The sequence below is a fragment of the Rhodococcus sp. (in: high G+C Gram-positive bacteria) genome, assembly GCF_049286785.1.
GTDB lineage: Bacteria > Actinomycetota > Actinomycetes > Mycobacteriales > Mycobacteriaceae > Rhodococcus_F.
In genome coordinates this window covers 1-19,379 of sequence record NZ_JBAQEO010000140.1, presented here as the reverse complement: position 1 = coordinate 19,379, position 19,379 = coordinate 1, and the positions used below count along the sequence as shown (strand labels likewise).

Sequence of the window (19,379 nt, the reverse complement as noted above, 5' to 3'; positions counted from 1 at the left end):
GTCCGGGAGCCGGTCACCGCCTGAATCGGGCAGAAGAAACGAAGCGCGCACCATAACCGCCACTGCAACTATATTCGAGGAGTTCCCATGACACTTACCACCGCCGCACCCCTTTCGGCAGCGGGTGACACCGCGATCGATGTTCGGCCTGTCGCCGGTCACATCGGAGCGGAAATCGCCGGACTCGATCTCCGGAATGCCCTGAGCGATCAAGAGGTAGAGGCAGTACGCGACGCGCTGCACCGTTACAAGGTCCTGTTCTTCCGCGATCAGGAGATCGGGCACGCCGAGCAGATCGTGTTCTCGCAGAGGTTCGGAGTCGTGACGCCGTCGCATCCGTACGATGACGAAGCGCCCGAAGGGTTTCCGCAGATCCTCGCCGTCGACAGCCGCAAGTACGAGAAGCGCTTCGGCAAGAAGAAGTACAGCTACGACAACAAGTGGCACACCGACGTCACCGCGCTCGTCAACCCGCCTGCGGGCACCGTCCTGCGCGCCCATATCGTGCCGGAGCGTGGTGGCGACACTCAGTGGACCAATCTGGTGGCCGCCTACGAAGGACTGCCGGACCCGTTGAAAAGGCTGGTCGACGAGCTCCGGGCCGAGCACCGTTCCGGTGGCCGCCACCCGCAGTGGGCCGAAGACAGCAGTTACGCCAAGAAGACGCGGGAGAACCCGCTGGTCACCCAGCACCCGGTGGTGCGGGTTCATCCGGTGACAGGGGAGCGGGCGCTGTTCGTGACACCGGGGTTCACCAGCCGGATCATCGGGGTGTCGCCGGCGCAAAGCGACCGGTTGCTGGATCTGCTGTTCGCCGAGGTCACCAACCCGGCATACACGGTGCGCTTCCGCTGGCAGCCCGGCAGCCTGGCATTCTGGGACAATCGTGCCACCGCGCATCTCGCCCCCACCGATCTCGATCATCTCGACGTCACGCGGGTGTTGTACCGCACCACTCTCGAAGGTGACATCCCGGTGGGTCCGGACGGCAAGGAATCCACGTCCATCTCCGGCGCCGCGTTCCGCGGGGAGAAGTAGTAGCAGGCCGTTGCGCCGCGGAGCCCCAGGGTCGCAATTCGACGGCCACCGCAATGGACGGCCGCAAGCTACATCGCCGGAATGCCACGCTCGACGCGGTAGCTTGTAGCAACCAGAAACGCGCACGGGTGCGAAGCGCCTGCGTCACAATGTGAGGTGGCCGTCAGCCGGACCTACCGAGCAGTGGGGCAGTGACACATGGAATTCTTCATCGGATTCGCGCCGTGGATCGTGTACTGGATTCTGGTGGGTAACACCGGGTTCGTCACGGCCGTCGCTGTCGCGTTCGGGATTGCGCTTGCCGGGCAGGTGGTGCAGCGAGTGCGGCATCAGCCGTGGCGAACACTCGAGGTCGGCACGGCGGTGGTCTTCGCGCTCCTTCTGGTGGCCGCCCTCACGCTCGACGATGCCGTCCTCGAGCGGTGGCTGCAGCCGCTGAGCAATTTCGGGCTCTTCGCTATCGCGGCCGCAGGGGTGTTGGCGGGGCGGCCGTTCGTCCGCCAGTACGCGGTGTCGAGTGTGGACGCGCAGACGGCGGCGGGCGGCGGATTCCGGTATATCACCACGGCCATGACATGGATGTGGGTGGCGGCATTCGGATTGATGACGGTGTCCTCGCTGATACCGCCGATCGTCGAGGGCGAAGCGACGATTCGTGACGACGGCACCACCCTGTCCATACTCTGCTATTGGGTTTTCCCGTACACCATGATGGGGGTCGCGGGGCTGGTCTCCGCGACGTTTCCCGGCTGGTTCCGCACGCGGTCCCGGTTGCTCGCCGCGCAGGCCGCGGGAGAGCCGGCCGTGGCCACACAGTCGTCGCCGCCTGCGGATATGTCCGTCGGCGGACTCACGCTCGAGGTCCCCGAGGATTCTCGCCACGACGAACCGTTTTCGCTCAGGGTGCACGGCGCGCAGGCCGGGCCCACGATCGATGTGCAGACCACGGGAACAGACCTCTTCGGTACCGCGTGGCGGTCGGATGCCACGTTCGCCGTGAATGCGGACGGGAGCGTCGACCTCGGCAAACAGGCGCCCGTCCGTGGTGATTGGGATGTGACCGATGGTGATGCGCCGCTGTGGGCGATGCGGTTCGCGTCGGCGGGCAGGGTGCCCGATCTGTTCGTCCCGCCGCCCGGCACGTGGCTCGTGACGATCGAAGTCAGGAACGGCGATCGCACTCTGCGGCGGACCGTGCGGCGGCGGGTCAGCGATCCGGGCGTCGAGGTCACGCAGCTGGACGTCGGGGGCCGTCCGGCGTTGCTCGCCCTTCCCGCCGGAGACGTGCCCGTCGGTGGGTGGCCGGGGGTTGTGTGTTTCAGCGGGTCGGAGGGCGGAGTGGACTCCCAGCGATCCACAATCGGGATGTTGGCCTCCAACGGCTATGCCGCCCTGGCCTATTCGTGGGTCGACGAATCGGCAACCGAGGCTACCCTGGTGGACATTCCTCTCGAGCGATTCGCCGCCGCCGTGGATGCGCTGCGTGTACACGTCGATGTGGACGGGAGTCGGGTGACGGCCATGGGGATTTCGCGCGGCGCCGAAGGGCTCCTGGCATCGGCGGCCGCGGGAGGGCTCGCCGTCTGCGGTCTCGTTCTGGTCAGTCCCAGTTCGGTGTCGTGGCAGGCGATCGGGCCCGACGGCGAAATCGCCGGCACGCCGTCGTGGACGTGGCGGGGAGAAGCGGTTCCGTGGGCTCCGCTTCCCGGTGGTGCACTGATGCCGCAGCTCGTTGCGAATGCGTGGCGGGCACACCGGGACATCGCTGCCCAACGACCCAGCCTGCTTCGGCTCGGCGCCGCCTACCGGGCCGGACTGGCGGCGGCCCCTCCCGCATCGCAGCTGCGGTCCGAACGTGTCGAGGCGCCGCTGTTGTGCATCAGCGGCGACGATGACGAGCTATGGCCGTCGGGGAAGATGGCGGCGGCCCTGCTCGACCGCCGGGCTGTAGGCCACGACGAGCACCGGCAATTCGCCGGAGCCGGCCACCTCATCCGCCTCGGCATGTTCCCGGCCGACGCGCAGTGGACGGGCGGCATCGCGTTCGGCGGCGGGGGAGCAGGTCAGGGGCGCGCGCAACGGGAGGCCGTCCGGGGGGTGCTCGACTTTCTCGGCCGGGCCGCGGTGGGCCGGGTCCCGGAAAACACGTGAGGGAGGCCCACGACACCGGTATCTGCGCTCCACCTATTCTCGAATTCGGCCCACGGCGGTGCGGCTCGAAGCGAGTGATCGGATGGGACGAGAGTGGACAGCAAGCACGACGTGGTTTATGCGGATGACCTACGAGTGGGTGAGAAGCTCGAGTTGGGCTCGTACACCGTCACCGAGGAGGAAATCCTCGATTTCGCCCGGCAGTGGGATCCGCAATGGTTCCATGTGGACGCTGCTGCCGCCGAGAAGGGTTCCTTCGGTGGCCTGATCGCGAGCGGCATACAGACGATGGCCATCTGCCAGCGTTTGTCGGTGGACGCCTTCTATTCGCGGTGGAGTGTCATCGCTGGGCGGCGAATCCGTGGCACCGAATTCATTCGACCGGTACGCCCCGATACCGTTCTCAGCGGAACGATGACGATCGAAGAGATCCACATCGAGCACCGCAACAACAGAGGATCAGTGGCACTCGCCATCGAACTCGTCGACGAACGCGGTCTGCAAGTGTTCACGATGGTGACGGACGTGTATGTGCGTTGCCGTCCGAATGTGCACTGACGCGTTGCCGTCCGAATGTGCACTGACCAGCGAATTTCATCGACGAGATTCGTTTGTCGAGGATTGTTGACGTCGCATGTGGGTATAGACACCTTGCGTGGTGTCACTTATCCCCAACGGAGGCAGTCATGAAGGTCGGCGCAAGAATGGCCGCGGTCGGGATTTTCGCGGCGGCAATCGGTGTAGGAACAACCGGTGTGGCATGGGGCGACGCTCTCGACTCGGTACTGGTTCCCGTGCGTGCGCCGGATGTGGTGCAGCCGATGCCCCCCGGTGTCCCACCCCACGGCCCCGCCGGCTGTGACGACTGGGCGGAGCCGTACGAACCCAACGTGCCCGAATGGGGTGCCGACCCGTACAACCAGTACGACAACTGGTGCGATGGACCCGAAGACGGAGTCCCCGGGCCCGCGTCCTACCGCGGCGAACCCTAGACCCGAACCATCCGATCCCCCGATCACGCGACGCGTGGTCGGGGATCGGGGCTGTCCGGAATGTCCTGTCTTGCTGCACTGCGCCTGTCCAGCGACTCCAGCTGGCCGCACGTTACCGACGACTTGACACCTGATGTGACCTGGGACACAATGTGTCGATTCCGCTCGAGCGCCGCGCAGGCGCTCCTCGAGCGGCTACGCGGCGTTCACCCATCGCCATGCGTTCGTGTTAATCCCCTGTAACGCAACATTTTCCGTGCCGTAACACTGCATGACGAACGTCGGAAGAATACCCCTCTCGAGAGGGATGGTCGTGTGCTGCCTTCACCGAAATCATTAACGCAATGCGAACAGCGATCGAATTGACCGAGTTCGAGACTCCCGAACAGCGTCCGTTCCGACCGTCCCCTCTTCGTTAATGACATGCAATGCGAAAGGCAGACCTATGACGGTATCCCCGACATCGCCCGACACGGCGTGGGACCGGCTGGTGCAACCCGACCGAGTGCACCGTTCGCTCTACACGGACGAAAAAATCTTCGCCGAGGAAATGCTGAAGGTCTTCGGGCAGACGTGGGTGTATCTGGCGCACGAAAGCCAGGTGCCGACGGTCAACAGTTACCGCACCGGCTACCTGGGCCGTCGACCCGTCATCGTGACGCGTGATCGGAGCGGTGAACTGCACGCCCTGATGAACCGCTGCACCCACCGCGCCGCCACCATCTGCCGTGACGAGAGCGGTACCGCAAAGAGCTTCCAATGTCCTTATCACGGATGGACTTTCCAGAACACCGGAAAGCTTGTCGGCGTGCCGTGGCCGGATGCGTACGGCCCCGACTTCGATCGCAGCGGACTGGACCTCGGCGTGGTGCCGAGGGTGGAGAGCTACCGCGGGTTCATCTTCGGCACGCTCAGCGCCGACGCGCCCAGCCTCACCGAGCATCTCGGCGCCGCCCGGGAACCGCTCGACTACTGGATCGACCGGGCCCCGAACGGTGAGGTGCTGCTGCGAAACTCGGCGCACCGCATGGTGTATCGCGGAAACTGGAAGCTCGCCTACGACAATGCCGGCGACGGCTATCATCCCGCGTTCTCGCACCGGTCCCTCCTCCAGATGGCCGAACGGCTCGGCGAGTCCAAGGACATGACGTATTTCGGTCGTACCCCGGACCGTGGCCCCATGTACGTCCAATACCTCGGCAACGGGCACACCTTCATCGACCAGCGGCCCAGCTACGGAGGACCCGGCTCGTTCTGGGCAAATCAGCGCCCGCAACCCGGCCGTGAAGCGTACGAGGAGTTGATCCGCCGGCAGTACCCGGACGACGCCGAGCGCTATCTCGACCTCACGGTGGGTGCGCAGATCAATCTCAACATCTTCCCCAACCTGCTGATCATCGGCAATCAGGTGCAGGTGATCGAACCGTTCGCGGTAGACCGCACACAGCTCACCTGGTACGCCACCACCCTCGCCGGCGTACCGGACGAGGTGAACGTGCTGCGCATGCGCACGCAGGAGGATTTCCCTGCCTTCGGTGAACCCGACGACCAGGCGAACTTCGAGGAAGCCCAACGGGGACTGAGCATTCCGGAGATGGAGTGGGTGCAGATGAACCGCGGCCTGGGAGTGGAAGGCCGCCAGAAGGTGGATGCGGAGGGAGTGGTAACCGGTCCGGTGACGGACGAGCTGCACATGCGCGGTTACTACCGGGAGTGGCAACGGCTGATGAGTCTGTGAGGGGATCCGAGATGACTGTTCAGAGCAACCCGAGCGAGGACACGTCCCGTACCTCGCACTACTTGAATCCCGACTACTACCGGCGGCTGGCCGCGACCGTGCAGTCCTGGCAGGAGGATTGGCCGGAACCGCAGCCGCAGCTCCGAGCCGCTGTCGAAACCCTGCTGTATCGGGAGTCGCGGTTGATCGACAACGGCCGATTCAACGAGTGGGTGGAGATGTTCACCGACGAATGCCTGTACTGGGTACCGAGCACTCCTGGTGGCGGCGATCCCCGATACGAGGTGTCGCACGCGTTCGACGACCGACGCAGACTGATGGACCGGATCTATTGGCTGCGAACCGGACTCGCGTTCTGCCAGATTCCGCAGTCGCGGACCCGGCGAATGATCAGTAATGTCGAGATCTTCGAGGAGCCGTCGCGACTGTTGGTGCGTTCGAACTTCCTGATCACCGAGTTCCGGGCCGGCGCGAAGAAGACGTATGCCGGATGGTGCGGTCACGAACTGGTGCCGGCCCACGACGGGTGGCGGATCGCCGTCAAACAGGTCAACCTCATCGACTGCGAACACGGTCATGAGAACCTCACCCTGGTCCTCTAGTGCGGCGCCGGATATGAGCGACCCCACCGACCGCGATGCCGAGCTGGCAGGACTCAGGGCCGACCGGGATCGTCTTGCGCGCCGGGTGGAGCAGTTGACCCGCGCACTCGAGGCGCACCGAGCGGTCGCAGATGCGGTCCGGACCGCCCAGTTCTGGGACTTCACCCCCTACGAACTGGTACCCGACGACAGCTGGGTGGCCCTGGACCGGGGCGACGCGGTCGCGCTCCTGCGGGCGCTCGCCGCCACTGATCACTGGCAACCCTGGACACACACTCTGGAACCACGAGGTGCGGTATGAAACCACTACTGGTCATTGCACATGTCGACGAACCCGACATCGTGCTGCTCGACGAGGCGGCGGCGCCCCACGACGTCTCGTGCGTCCCTTCCGTGGTGAGGCGTTGCCCGACCCGGACGAGTGCCGTGCGGTGATCTGCCTGGGCGGCAAGGAATTCGCCGCCGATCGGGATGAACATCTGCTCCGGGAGCGGGAGTTCCTGCGCTGTGCGGCGGTCACGGATGTGCCCACGCTCGGCATCTGCCTGGGCTCCCAGCTGCTGGCGGTGGCGCTCGGCGGCCAGGCGATCCGAGGCGGCACACACGCGGAGGTGGGATTCATCGACGTCGTGGGAACGGACGACGCCGCCGGAGACTGGACCGGCACCCGTTTCTCCTTCCACTCCGACACGTTCACCTTGCCGCCGGACGCGACACCTCTGGCCCGGTCGCGGGAGTACCCGCAGGCATTCGCTTTCCGCCGGACGATCGGTGTGCAGTACCACCCCGAAAGCTCCGTGGCCGGGATACGCCAATTGATGGAGGGCGAACCGGACAAGGTGCGGGCCGCCGGAGCGGATCCCGAACAGATATCGCGTGATGCGTTGGGCTACGAGTCCGAGGGCGGCCGCCACCTGGCCGTCCTGATCGATCAGCTGCTCGTCGCCGACCCTGCCGCGACCACGACACGACTCTGTAAGAGCGGAGGCAACGACCATGAGCGCTGAATCACTCGCTGCGGATCTCCTCATACTGGGCGCCGGCCCCACCGGCCTCTACGCCGCCTACTACGCCCGGATGCGCGGGCTCACGACGGTCGTCGTGGACGCGCTTCCCGAACCCGGCGGTCAGGTCGCGGCCCTGTATCCCGAGAAGCAGATCTACGACGTCGCGGGACGGCCCGCCGTCAAGGGCAGAGACCTGGTGCAGGGCCTGGTCGAGCAGGCCGGCGACGACGTCCGGTACCTGCTCGGACAGCAGGCCACCTCACTCGAGCGCGTCGATGGCAGGGCACTGCGCGTGCACACCGACGACGGCGCCGTGGTCGAAGCCCGTGCGGTCCTGATCGCCGGCGGCATCGGCTCCTTCCGGCCGCGGCCGCTGCCCGCTGCGGAACAGTACGCCGGCCGCGGCGCCACCTACTTCGTGGGCAGTCTCGAGGACTACCGCGACGACGACGTCGTGGTGGTGGGCGGCGGGGACTCCGCACTGGACTGGGCGCTGACGCTGCATCCCATTGCGGGGTCGGTCACCTTGGTGCATCGCCGCGAGACGTTCCGCGCCCACGCCGCCTCTGTGGACGAGCTGCGGCGCCGCGGCGCCGTGATCCACACGAACGCCGAGGTGGCGGACGCCCGGGGAACCGAATCGCTCGAGCTGGTGGAGATTCTCCTGCACGAGCACGGGGACCGGATCGAACTGCCCGCACAGAAGCTCGTCGCCGCTCTCGGTTTCACCGCCCAACTCGGCCCGCTGCGCGGCTGGGGTCTGGACCTGGACGCCCAGCACATCGTGGTCGGCCGCGACATGTCCACCAACCTGCCGGGTGTCTACGCGGCCGGCGACATCACCGCGTACCCCGGCAAGGTGCGTCTCATGTCGGTCGGATTCGGGGAGGCGGCCACCGCGGTGAACCACATCGCGCACGGTATCGACGACACCGCCCCGCTGTTCCCCGGCCACTCCACCGACGCCAGCCCGGTGCCCCGCTGACACCACCACTCCACCAGGAGGTTTCCATGCCCTACTTCATCGGCGAGCCCTGCACCGACGTGATGGACAAGTCCTGCATGGAGGAATGCCCAGTAGACGCCATCTACGAAGGCAGCCGCAAACTGTACATTCACCCGTTCGAATGCGTCGATTGTGGCGCCTGCCAATCGGTCTGTCCGATGGAGGCCATCTCCAACGACCGCGAGCTCAACGAGACCAACCGGATTCACCTCGAGGACAACGCCGTCTTCTTCAGTTCGGTGCTGCCGGGCCGGGATACACCACTCGGTTCCCCGGGTGGGGCGGTGCATACCGGCGCGATCGGGACCGACACCCCGCTCGTCGCGGACCGCAACTGAACTTCACACGCCACGCACACACTCATTGGAGGATCCATGTCCACACCAGCCAAGTTCGTCGCTCGTCACAGTCTGTTCGACGCCGCGCAGCAGGAAGCCGCAGACCGCGCCCGTTCGGTGATCGAGGAGAACAACATCGAAATGGTCCGGCTGGCCTGGCCCGATCAGCACGGCCTCATCCGCGGCAAGACCATGACCGCCGAGAACTACCTGAGCGCCCTGGCGGCCGGCACCGAGATCACCATGGCCCCCTTCTTCTTCGACACGGCCAACGCCATCGTGTTCAACCCGTTCTCGCCCGGCGGCGGATTCGGCATACCTCAACTTTCCGGCAGCCCCAACATGACGATGGTTCCCGACCCCACCACGTTCAAGGTGCTGCCGTGGGCTCAGGACACCGGTTGGGTGCTGTGCGACCTGTACTTCCGCGACGGCAGTGCTTTTCCGTTCTCACCCCGCAACATCCTGCGTAATGCTCTGGCGCAGCTCGAGAGTGCCGGGTACCACCTTGTCACCGGCCTCGAGGTGGAGCTGTACCTGACGCGCGTCCTCGACGACAATCTCGTTGCCGGTTCGCTCGGCGCGCCCGGTTCGCCGGCTGACCCGCCCGTCGTGGCCCCGGTGGCCCGCGGTTACAACTATCTCCTCGAATCGCACCTCGACGAGATCGACGACGCGTTGCGCCCCATCCGCAAAACGCTGTCCGCTCTCGGACTTCCCCTACGGTCGATCGACGACGAGTGGGCGCCGAGCCAGGTGGAAATGACCTTCGACGTGATTCAGGGAATGGCGGCAGCGGACTCGATGCTGCTGTTCCGCTCCGCCGTCAAGCAGGTCTGCCGGCGCAACGGCTACCTCGCGTCGTTCATGTCCACACCGGGAATCGAGGGTTTCTATGCCAGCGGCTGGCACCTGCACACCTCTCTCGTCGATACCGTGACGGGTGAGAACGTGATGGTTCCCGGTGAGGGTGAACTGCTCTCGGACATCGGCCGGCACTACATCGGTGGCACGCTGGCGCATGCTGCCGCGGCATCACCGTTCATGACGCCGACGATCAACGGCTACCGCCGCCGTCGTCCGTACTCCCTTGCACCAGATCGCCTGACCTGGGGGCTGGATAACCGCGCCGCGATGATGCGTGTGATCAGCGCGCCCGGCGACAAGTCGTCGCACGTGGAAAATCGTGTCGGCGAGCCGGCTGCGAACCCCTACCTGTACATCGCCGCGCAGGCTGCCGCCGGCCTGGACGGTATCAAGAACAAGACCGAACCCGGTGCGCCGTCCGAGGACCCGTACGCCGCGGATGTGCCACACCTGCCGGCAACCCTGAAGGACGGCCTCGTCGCCCTGGGGGAGAGCAGCTTCTTCCGCGACACGTTCGGCGACCAGTTCGTCGACTACTTCGTGACCATGAAGACCAGCGAGGTCTCCCGCTACGAGGCGCACCTCGCCCAGCAGCCGGACCCCGAGGGTTACGCCGAGACGGTGACCGAGTGGGAGCACCGCGAGTACTTCGAACTGTTCTGACGCCATCGAACCCAGCCACCGAACCCAGTCAAGGGATGCCAATCATGAAACCAATTTCCATCATCGGAGCCGGGCAGGCCGGCACGCTGCTGTCGATGGCGTTGCAGGCCAACGGACATCAGGTGAACCTCTACACCGACAAGACGGCCGAGGAAATCCTGCACAACACCTCGCCGACCGGTACCGCGGCCCTCTTCCACGAGTCCGTCGCCACCGAGCGGCGCCTGGGCTGCCCCGGCTACGACGACAAGGGCGTCCCGATGGACGCGCTGCACCTGTGCTTCAGCCCGAAGGTCGGCCAGGAGCTGGTGCACTTCGGTTCGGACCTCGGCGCGTCCGCGGGCGGCGCGGTGGACGTGCGGCTGAAGTCCTACGACCGGATGGTGCGGCTCACAGAGCTGGGCGGCAACGTCGTGGTCAAGTCCGTGGAGCCGACGGACCTCGACGACATCGCCGAGAACAGTGCGCTGACCATAGTGTCGACCGGTAAATACGGCTTGTCGTCGCTGTTCCAGCGCAACGCGGAACGCAGCGTCTACGACAAGCCGCAACGCAATCTGGCCATGGTGCTGGTACGGGGCATCGCCACCGACGGTTCGGCTTTCTCGAACCGGGTGCCCGGCAGTACCGCCGTGAACTTCAACCTCTTCGGCGATGCGGGCGAGATCTTCTGGGTTCCGTTCCTGCACAAGTCCGGTGAGAATGTGTGGTGCCTGGTGTTCGAGGCGAAACCGGGCGGACCCCTGGATGTCTGGGCCGACGTCACCACGGCCTCGGAGGCGTTCGCGACCGCGTCCCGCCTTGCTCGTGAGTTCACCCCCTGGGACTGGCCGTCGATGCAACAGATGGAACCACTTCTCGACGACCCGCATTCGTGGCTCAAGGGCCGCGTCACCCCGTCCGTACGCGCCGGCCTCGGCACCACCCCCGGTGGCAAGCCGATGATGAGCCTGGGCGACACCTCGGTGGCGTACGACCCGATCGCGGGTCAGGGCGCCGGTTCGGGCATCCGGCAGGCAGGCCACTACTTCGACGCGATCGTGCGCCACGGCTCCGGGGACTTCGACGCCCAGTGGATCGACACCACCTTCGAGGACTTCTACGCGTCCCACATCGCCGGCACCTACCGGTTCACCAACCTGCTGCTCGAACCGCTGGACAAGACGGCGGTGCGCATCATGACCTCCTGCTTCGCCGATCAGAAGTGCGCCACCCGGTTCGCGCAGACCTTCGACGCCCCGCCCACCGCCTTCCCGTGGATCGCCGACCGCGATGCCGCCGATGGCTGGATCGCCGAGAACTCGGGTCGCGCACCCGGAAGGGTCGTCGCCTCCGGACTCGGCAAGATCGCCGCCGGGCAGCTGCGGAACAAGCTGCGCGGCAGCCACTTCCCACGGGCGGAGGCGCGCCGATGATCGCCACGCTCACCGAACGGGACCGCCGCTGGGCATTGCTCCACGCATCCATGAGTGCGCACGACTACGACGCGCTGCTGTTCGCGGCCGCCGACTACCGCGGGCACAAAGGAAGTCTGCGGTATCTCGCCGATTACAACCTGTCTCATCGATACGGCTACGCGGTGCTGCATCCCGGCGCCGCGCCCACCCTGGTGCTGCCGAAGAACCTGGAGGGCGGACGCCGTCCCCGGACGGGCTGGATCGACGACTACGTCTACGCCGAACGGCTGTCGGAGGCGCTGGTCAAGACCCTCTCCCGCGAGGGTGCGCCGGCCCGCATCGGGGTCGTCGGGATGGGCCAGGTGATGAAGGTGGAGGACTACCTGCATCTCACCGAGGCGATGCCAGGCACCACCTTCGTGGATGCGAGCGCGATGTTCGAGCAGGTGCGCGCCGTCAAGAGCGCAGCGGAGATCCGCGGCACGGAGGAATCGGCGTATATCGCCGATCGCTGCTTCGAGCGACTGCTCGAGATCGCGCGGCCGGGGATGACCGAACGCGCCGTTGCCGCCGAGATGTACCGGGTGGCCTACGCCCACGGCGGTGAGGACCCGCTCTTCCTCACCATGTACGCCGACGCCGAGCCCACCGGTCCGTGCCCGACGTTCGGGGCGCCCGGGTCCCGCGAGTTGACCGCACACGACGTGTTCACTTTCAGCTTCGAGTTGGTCGGCCCCGCCGGCTACTGGATGGAGTTGTCCCGCATGGTCACCTTCGCGCCGCCGTCGCCGGAGGTGCGGCAGATCGCGGATGCCGTGCAGGCCGGCATGATTGCGGGCAGCACGGCCCTGCGTCCCGGCACCGCGATGAACGACGTGCAGCGCAGCGTCATCGCCGCAGTCGAGGAGCACGGCGTCACCTCGTCCTACTGGTCCGGCCACGGTCTCGGTCTCGACGTACTCGAGGAACCGTGGGTGGGGCTGGAAATGGTGCAGGACAACGAGAAGTCCGCCGCCGTGTCCACCACCACCGAGGGCATGGTTATCGCGATGCACCCGATGCTGTGGGACGCCGGCTCCGGTGCCATGGGCTACATGGCCGACACCTGCGTGGTGGAGGCCGGAGCCACCCGCACGCTGTCCAAGTTTCCGACCGAGCTGTACCGGGTCTAGAGAAGGTAGAGAGAACATGACCACAGTGGAAAGCCCCACCGTCGACCCGATTCTCGCTTCGGTGCTGCAGCGCCGGGTCGACGCGATCGCCAAGGAAATGGCGACCATGCTGATGCGCTCGTCCCGGTCTCCGATCTTCAACGAGATCGGCGACCTGGTGACGGTGCTGTTCGACAAGAAGGGCCGCACCCTGGCCCAGGCGGAGTTCGCGGCGATCATCGCGTTCGGCGCTCAGCCGCCGCTCGAGTACATCATCGACTACTTCGGCGACGACATCGTCGAGGGAGACGTGATCCTGCACAACGACGTCTACACCGGTGGGAACCAGAATGCCGATACCGGTGTCTACCTGCCGATCTTCTTCGAGGATGAGCTTGTCGGCTGGGCTGCGAGCAAGGGCCACATGGCCGACATCGGTGGTATGACCATCGGCGGCTACAACCCCGGTGCCACGGAGGTGTGGCAGGAGGCGCTGCGCATTCCGCCCGTCAAGATCGTCGCCGGGGGTCAGCTCCGCAAGGACGTGTGGGACTTCGTCGGGGCCAACATCCGCATCGATTTCGTGATGGAAGACATCAAATCGATGGTCGGTGCGTGCACCGTCGGGTCGCGGCGCCTGATCGAGCTTCTCGGTCGCTACGGGCGCCGCACCTTCGACGACCACATGGAGTACATCCTCGACAGCTCGGAGAAGCAGGTTCGCGCCGAGATCGGCCGCTGGGCGGACGGGGTGTATCACGGTGAGAGCGAGATGATCTCCGACGGCATCGACCAGAGCAAGAGGTACCGCATCGCCTGCGACATCACCGTGTCCGGGGACGAGGTCACCTTCGATTTCTCCGGCACCGACGACCAGGCTCCCGGCATCACCAACATGCCGCCGGCCTCGGCGATGGGTGCCGTGCGGATCGCATTCCTGATGCTGGTCGCGGCCGGTGGCATCAACATCCCCACCAACGACGGCCTGTTCCGTCCGGTGCACACGGTGTTCCGGCCCGGATCGCTACTCAACCCCAATTTCCCGGCTGCCACGATTTTCGGCAACCAGATGTGCGACGAGATCGTCGAGGCGGTGATGAGTGCCCTCGCCGACGTGTTGCCCGACCGCGTCACTGCGGGGTGGAACAAATTCATCTGCACCGCCCTCAACGGCATCGACCCGCGCACCGGGCAACCATTCGTCAATCTCACCGTGTTCCAGCGCAACGGTCCGGGTGCCATGCAGGGTACCGACGGATGGGACGCTTTGGGCTTCACCGGAACCGCCGGGCAGATGCGGTCCCCGGACCCGGAGATGTTCGAGCTGTCGTCCCCGCACTTTCTCGAGTACCACGAGTATCTGCCCAGTTCGGGCGGGGCGGGACAGTGGCGCGGTGGCCTCGGAACCCGTTCGGCATGGCGCTGCTACGGCGAATCCGAAATCGGCGTCACCATCGGTGAATCCGTCGAGATCGAGGGCGCGACTCCCGCTCCCGGTCTGTTCGGCGGCGGCCCGTCGGGAATCAACAAGATCACCGTCGAGACACCGGACGGCGGAATCTACCAGTGGGGTTCGAAGGAGCTGGTGCAGCTCCCGGTGGGATCGGTGATCCGTTCCCTCAGCGGTGGCGGCGCCGGCTACGGCGACCCACTCCTGCGCCCCGCCGAGCTGGTCGCGGACGAGGTGCGTAACGAGTTCCTCTCCGCCGAGCTCGCCCGGACCCAGTACGGCGTCGTTGTCGACGCGAAGGCCCTGACCCTCGATGTCGACGCAACCGCGCAGCTGCGCGACTCCATGAAAGGTGGACACTGACATGAGCGCAACAACAACCGTAGGTATGCGTATCGGCGTGGATGTCGGGGGCACGTTCACCGATTTCCTTGTCGTCCACGCGGACGGCACCCGTATGGTGCACAAGACGAGTTCCATCCCGTCGGACCCGTCGACGGCGGTCACCCAGGGCCTGAAGGAGATCGCGGAGCGGCGCGGCGAGACGCTGACCGAGTTGCTCGCGCAGGTGCACACCATCGTGCACGGCACGACGGTCACCACCAACGCGCTGCTCACCCGCAACGGTGCCAAGACGGGACTGCTCGCCACCGAGGGTTTCCGGGACGTGCTGCAGATGCGCGACGGCACCCGCGAGGACGCCTACGACAACAGGTTGACGCCGCCGGCTCCGCTCGTGCCACGGGCATTACGTCGGCCCGTCGCGGGTCGCATCGATTACGCGGGCCAGGAGGTCGAGGCACTCGACGCGGATGATGTGCGGGCCGCCGCCGAGCTGTTCCGGGAGCAGGGCGTCGAGTCGGTCGCCATCTCCTTCATGCATTCGCACGCCAACGAGGAGCACGAACGGCAGGCGGCGGACATCCTCGCGGCCGAGCTGCCCGGCGTGTATCTCACCCGTTCGAGCGAACTGCTGCCTCAGGTGCGGTACTACGACCGGACCAGCACCGCCGTGCTGAACTCCTATGCCGGGCCCATCATCACGCGGTACCTGCGCGTCCTCACCGAGGCCCTGGACGCGGCGGGGTTCACCGGAATCCTGCTGCTGATGCAGTCCAACGGTGGCGTCGCCACTCCCGATGAGCTGGCCCGCCGGGCCGCGCTGTCGTTGCTGTCGGGTCCGGCGTCCGGTCCCACCGCGGGCCTCCTCGAGGTCGCACCGCACGGATGGGATCGCTGTCTCACCGTGGACATGGGCGGCACCAGCTTCGACGCCGCCGTCGTCAATGACGGTCGCCCGCTGGTGATGACGGACGGGCAGATCGACCGCGGCCGCATCGCGCTGCCCATGGTGGACATCCACACCATCGGTGCCGGTGGCGGCAGCATCGCCTACGTCGACGAGGGTGGTCTACTGCGCGTCGGGCCCGAAAGTGCCGGTGCCGTACCCGGTCCCGCCTGCTACGGTCGCGGAGGCACCCGGGCCACCGTCACTGACGCCGACGTGGTACTCGGATACGTCGACCCGTCGAGTTTCCTCGGCGGCGACATTCCACTCGACCGGGAGGCGTCGATCGCCGCGATCACACGCGACGTTGCAGGGCCGCTGGGCATCTCGGTGGAGGAGGCAGCGGCCGGCATCTACGACGTCGTCAACGTCAGCATGGCTGCCGGGGTGCGGGAGATCACCGTGCGGCGCGGCCTCGACGCGCGCGACTTCCCGATCGTCGTGGCCGGTGGTGCGGGACCCGTGCATGCCGCCGCGATCGCGCGGGAACTCGAGATCCCGGTGCTGGTCACGCCGCGAGAATCGTCGATCTTCTGCGCCGCCGGCATGCTGGTGTGCGACTTCAAGCACGACTTCGTGCAGAGCCACAAAACCGAACTGGCCCTGATCGACACCGAGGAACTGCGCGGCAACTGGCACGACATGGCCATGCGGGGACGCAAGATCCTCGCCGAGGAGGGCGTCTCGGACACCGAGGTGGCGCTGCAGCCGTCGCTGGACATGCGCTACCGCGGGCAGTGGTACGAGATCAACGTGCCACTCGATGCCGTGTTGCTGGAGTCGGTGGATCCGGCCGAGGTTGCCGAGCATTTCCACGCGCTGCACGACACCTTGTTCGGCTACCGCTCACCGGACATGCCAATCGACGTGCTCAACATCCGGCTGAGTGTCGTCGGCACCACACCGAAGCCGCGTCTCGACGGGGCCGTCATCCCGGTCGAGTCGGGCACGGGACAGATCGGCTCGCGGCAGATCTGGTCGGTCCTGCATCGTCGGATGGTCGAGGCCGGTGTCTACGACGGACACGCGCTCGGAGTGGGGGCACAATTGCAGGGACCCGCGATCATCGAGCTCGGCACCAGCAGTGTGGTGGTGCCGGACGAGTTCGCGGTAGAGGTGGACGATCGCGGTTCGTTCGTTCTGCGGTATCGGTCCGACACGTCGGCGTGAGTGGCGGGCGAGCTGCTGCAATGGGCTCATTAACCGACCAACCGGCATTTACTCCCGAAGAAACGGCACGGCACATGGATATCGAGTTCCCTTTCGATGAGGCCGACGACGACCGATCGGTGGCAACCGATCTGACCGAAGTGGCCGAGGCGCTGCTGTCCGCCGACACGGTGGACCGCATTCAGGATCTGTGCATGGAGATGGTGCCCCGGGTGCTGCCCACCCGGGCATTCGGTTTCTACCTGTTCGGCAACTCGCCCGGCCGCACGCCGCTGGCTGCGGCGGAGGGAGTCAGCGACCGCTTCCTGGAGAGGTACGAGGAGTTGGGCCGTGAACGCGACCCCGTGTTGCGCATCCTCGAGAAGCAGGCGCGCCCCGTCCACAGCAGCAAACTGATGAGCGAGGACACGTGGACCGAGTCCCCGTTCTTCCGGGACGTGGGGGGCCTGCACAACATGCGCATGGTGCTCGAGGCGCCGATCATCGAGCGAGGGCACGTGGTGGGCACGCTCAACTTCGCCGACAGTGACCGTGTGGCGCTGGCATCGTCGGCCGAGATCTCGGTGGCGGGTGCTCTCGGCAGGCTGGTGGGGCTCGCGGTCGCGGAGGTGGCCCGCAGGCAGGACGCGCAACGCGCCCAGGACGACCTGCGCCTGGCCCTCGATCTGTCCGGCGAGGCCACCATCATCCTCGACCCGGTGACCGGGGTCCGGCAGATGAACCCGGCTGCCCGGGCCTTGCTCGGGCGACTGGGTGTGGGCGAACCGACCATGTGGCTGACCCGCCTGATAGGTGATGCCGAGGGCGTCGATCCGGGTATGCGGCAGTCCTTCGTCCTCGATGTCGAGGTCGACGGGATGACCCGGCACCTGCAGGTTCGTAGCGGGATCACCGACCGGGCGGGCACCCGTCGCGTCGTGGGGATTCTCGAGCTGCTGCCTTCTCCACCGGGGATCGTGGAGCTACCCGGCCACATCGTCTCGCAGCTCACCGTGCGCGAGCGGGAGATCGCGGGACTCGCCGTGGCCGGTCTGCGGGATCAGCAGATCGCCGAGAAACTCTTTCTCAGCAGACACACCGTCAAGCAATACCTGAAATCCATTTACCGAAAGCTGGGGATCGGTTCCCGGCTCGACCTTGCCCGCGCCGTCCTTTCGGCCGAATCCGGACCCGAAACCGGCTAGCGCACAATACTCGTCGAATTGGAGACCTCATGAGTAACACAAGCATTGTCGCCGTCGTCACCGGCGGTGCAACGATGATCGGCGCAGCCGTCGCCGAGACGCTGGCCAAGAGCGGTGCACAGGTCGCCATCATCGACATCGACCGCGTAGGAGGAGTTGCCGCAGCGGAACGACTCGGTGAGCAAGTGTCCTTCCATCCGGCGGACCTGACGGATGATGCCGCGGTCGCGGCGGCCGTCAGCGAGATCACCGACCGGTACGGCCGGGTGGACCAGTTGGTGAACCTCGCGTGTGTGTACCGAGATCAGGGCGTGGACTCTTCCCGCGACGACTGGCTGGCAGCGATGAACGTCAACGTCGTGAGTGCCGCTGTGCTGACCCAGCAGTTGCTGCCCTGGCTCCGCCGGTCCGAAGCGCCGGCAATCGTCAACCTCACCTCAACCTCCGCGCAGGTGGCGCAGGCGGGTCGCTGGACGTATCCGGTGAGCAAGGCGGCAATGGTGCAGCTCACCCGGAACATGGCGATGGATCTGGCAGTGGACGGCATTCGGGTCAACTCCGTCTCGCCCGGCTGGACCTGGTCGAACGTCATTTCCCAACTGGCGCAAGGTGATCGGGCCGCAGCGGATCGGGTGGCGGCTCCGCTGCACCTGTTGGGCCGCGCAGGCGATCCGTCCGAGGTGGCCGCCGTGGTGCGCTTCCTCCTCTCATCGGAGGCATCGTTCGTGACGGGCGCGGACTACGCCGTGGACGGCGGGTACACGGCGATGGGTCCGGAACGGGCCGATCTGGTCATGTCCGAGTTGGCTGGTTAGGGAGGCGTTATGACTACTTCGCACGCGGTTTCCGGCATTACCGATCCCATGGAGCTACGAAAGGCGTTCGGGCAGTTCGCTACCGGCGTCACAGTCATTACCGCTGGAGGTCAGGGCACCCGGCGGGCGGGCATCACGGCCAACTCCCTCACCTCTGTGTCGCTCGACCCTCCGATGCTGCTGTTCTGCCTCGCCAACAAGGCGCCGAGCTACGACACGTTCACCGAATCGGAGTACTTCGCTGTCCATGTGCTCGGCGCGGAGCAGCAGGTGTTATCGCAGCGATTCTCCCGACCGGCCGAGGACAAGTTCGCCGGGTTGGCCGTCGACGAGGGGCCGGACGGCGTGCCGCTCATCGAGGGATGTCTCGCGCGGTTCGTGTGCTCCCGGGAGAACTCGTACATGGAAGGCGATCACACCATCTTCGTCGGGCGGGTGCGCGCATTCGAGCGTCGCGACGACGAGCCGCTGCTGTTTCATTCAGGGGCCTACCGATTCGCTGCGCCGATGTGACACGGCGTG

Annotated in this window: 18 protein-coding genes; all 18 read left to right on the top strand. The window is 66.1% G+C overall.

Annotated features, from left to right (window positions below; translation table 11 throughout):
* Positions 1 to 87 precede the first annotated feature (87 nt).
* Positions 88 to 1,038: a TauD/TfdA dioxygenase family protein gene (locus WAW17_RS05695; protein WP_422332035.1), complete on the top strand. Its 951-nt coding sequence runs from the start codon at positions 88 to 90 to the stop codon at positions 1,036 to 1,038.
* 198 nt (positions 1,039 to 1,236) lie between these two features.
* Complete coding sequence (locus tag WAW17_RS05690; RefSeq protein WP_422332034.1) at positions 1,237 to 3,189, top strand: acyl-CoA thioesterase/BAAT N-terminal domain-containing protein; 1,953 nt, start codon at positions 1,237 to 1,239, stop codon at positions 3,187 to 3,189.
* A gap of 93 nt (positions 3,190 to 3,282) precedes the next feature.
* Entirely contained in the window at positions 3,283 to 3,747 is a 465-nt protein-coding gene (locus WAW17_RS05685; protein WP_422332033.1) for a MaoC/PaaZ C-terminal domain-containing protein, read from the top strand.
* A 128-nt stretch (positions 3,748 to 3,875) separates the two neighbouring features.
* Positions 3,876 to 4,181: a hypothetical protein gene (locus tag WAW17_RS05680; RefSeq protein ID WP_422332032.1), complete on the top strand. Its 306-nt coding sequence runs from the start codon at positions 3,876 to 3,878 to the stop codon at positions 4,179 to 4,181.
* Between the two features lie 445 nt (positions 4,182 to 4,626).
* Entirely contained in the window at positions 4,627 to 5,919 is a 1,293-nt protein-coding gene (locus WAW17_RS05675) for an aromatic ring-hydroxylating oxygenase subunit alpha (protein ID WP_422332031.1), read from the top strand.
* Between the two features lie 11 nt (positions 5,920 to 5,930).
* On the top strand, positions 5,931 to 6,521 hold the full coding sequence (locus WAW17_RS05670; RefSeq protein WP_422332030.1) for an aromatic-ring-hydroxylating dioxygenase subunit beta: 591 nt from the start codon (positions 5,931 to 5,933) through the stop codon (positions 6,519 to 6,521).
* Positions 6,522 to 6,534: 13 nt separating this feature from the next.
* The gene (locus WAW17_RS05665) at positions 6,535 to 6,822 is read left to right on the top strand and encodes a hypothetical protein (protein WP_422332029.1); all 288 of its coding nucleotides are present in this window, start codon (positions 6,535 to 6,537) and stop codon (positions 6,820 to 6,822) included.
* A gap of 79 nt (positions 6,823 to 6,901) precedes the next feature.
* A complete protein-coding gene (locus tag WAW17_RS05660) occupies positions 6,902 to 7,528 on the top strand; it encodes a type 1 glutamine amidotransferase (RefSeq protein ID WP_422332028.1) in 627 nt (208 codons plus the stop codon).
* On the top strand, positions 7,518 to 8,513 hold the full coding sequence (locus WAW17_RS05655; protein WP_422332027.1) for an NAD(P)/FAD-dependent oxidoreductase: 996 nt from the start codon (positions 7,518 to 7,520) through the stop codon (positions 8,511 to 8,513). The genes WAW17_RS05660 and WAW17_RS05655 overlap by 11 nt, the downstream gene beginning before the upstream one ends.
* 26 nt (positions 8,514 to 8,539) lie before the next feature.
* The gene (gene fdxA, locus WAW17_RS05650) at positions 8,540 to 8,872 is read left to right on the top strand and encodes a ferredoxin (RefSeq protein WP_422332026.1); all 333 of its coding nucleotides are present in this window, start codon (positions 8,540 to 8,542) and stop codon (positions 8,870 to 8,872) included.
* 36 nt (positions 8,873 to 8,908) lie between these two features.
* On the top strand, positions 8,909 to 10,402 hold the full coding sequence (locus WAW17_RS05645; protein WP_422332025.1) for a glutamine synthetase family protein: 1,494 nt from the start codon (positions 8,909 to 8,911) through the stop codon (positions 10,400 to 10,402).
* Between the two features lie 44 nt (positions 10,403 to 10,446).
* Positions 10,447 to 11,817 (top strand): styrene monooxygenase/indole monooxygenase family protein, encoded by a 1,371-nt coding sequence (locus WAW17_RS05640; protein WP_422332024.1) that lies wholly within the window; start codon positions 10,447 to 10,449, stop codon positions 11,815 to 11,817.
* Positions 11,814 to 12,971: a M24 family metallopeptidase gene (locus WAW17_RS05635; RefSeq protein WP_422332023.1), complete on the top strand. Its 1,158-nt coding sequence runs from the start codon at positions 11,814 to 11,816 to the stop codon at positions 12,969 to 12,971. Before WAW17_RS05640 ends, WAW17_RS05635 begins: the two co-directional genes overlap by 4 nt.
* Positions 12,972 to 12,987: 16 nt before the next feature.
* On the top strand, positions 12,988 to 14,763 hold the full coding sequence (locus tag WAW17_RS05630) for a hydantoinase B/oxoprolinase family protein (protein WP_422332022.1): 1,776 nt from the start codon (positions 12,988 to 12,990) through the stop codon (positions 14,761 to 14,763).
* A 1-nt stretch (position 14,764) separates the two neighbouring features.
* Positions 14,765 to 16,858, top strand: coding sequence for a hydantoinase/oxoprolinase family protein (locus tag WAW17_RS05625; protein WP_422332021.1), 2,094 nt, complete (start codon positions 14,765 to 14,767; stop codon positions 16,856 to 16,858).
* Between the two features lie 74 nt (positions 16,859 to 16,932).
* Positions 16,933 to 18,042 carry a helix-turn-helix transcriptional regulator gene (locus WAW17_RS05620; RefSeq protein WP_422332020.1) on the top strand — a complete coding sequence of 370 codons (1,110 nt, stop codon included), beginning with the start codon at positions 16,933 to 16,935 and terminating at the stop codon, positions 18,040 to 18,042.
* A 29-nt stretch (positions 18,043 to 18,071) separates the two neighbouring features.
* Positions 18,072 to 18,857: an SDR family oxidoreductase gene (locus WAW17_RS05615; protein ID WP_422332019.1), complete on the top strand. Its 786-nt coding sequence runs from the start codon at positions 18,072 to 18,074 to the stop codon at positions 18,855 to 18,857.
* Between the two features lie 9 nt (positions 18,858 to 18,866).
* Positions 18,867 to 19,370 carry a flavin reductase family protein gene (locus WAW17_RS05610; RefSeq protein ID WP_422332018.1) on the top strand — a complete coding sequence of 168 codons (504 nt, stop codon included), beginning with the start codon at positions 18,867 to 18,869 and terminating at the stop codon, positions 19,368 to 19,370.
* Positions 19,371 to 19,379 lie beyond the last annotated feature (9 nt).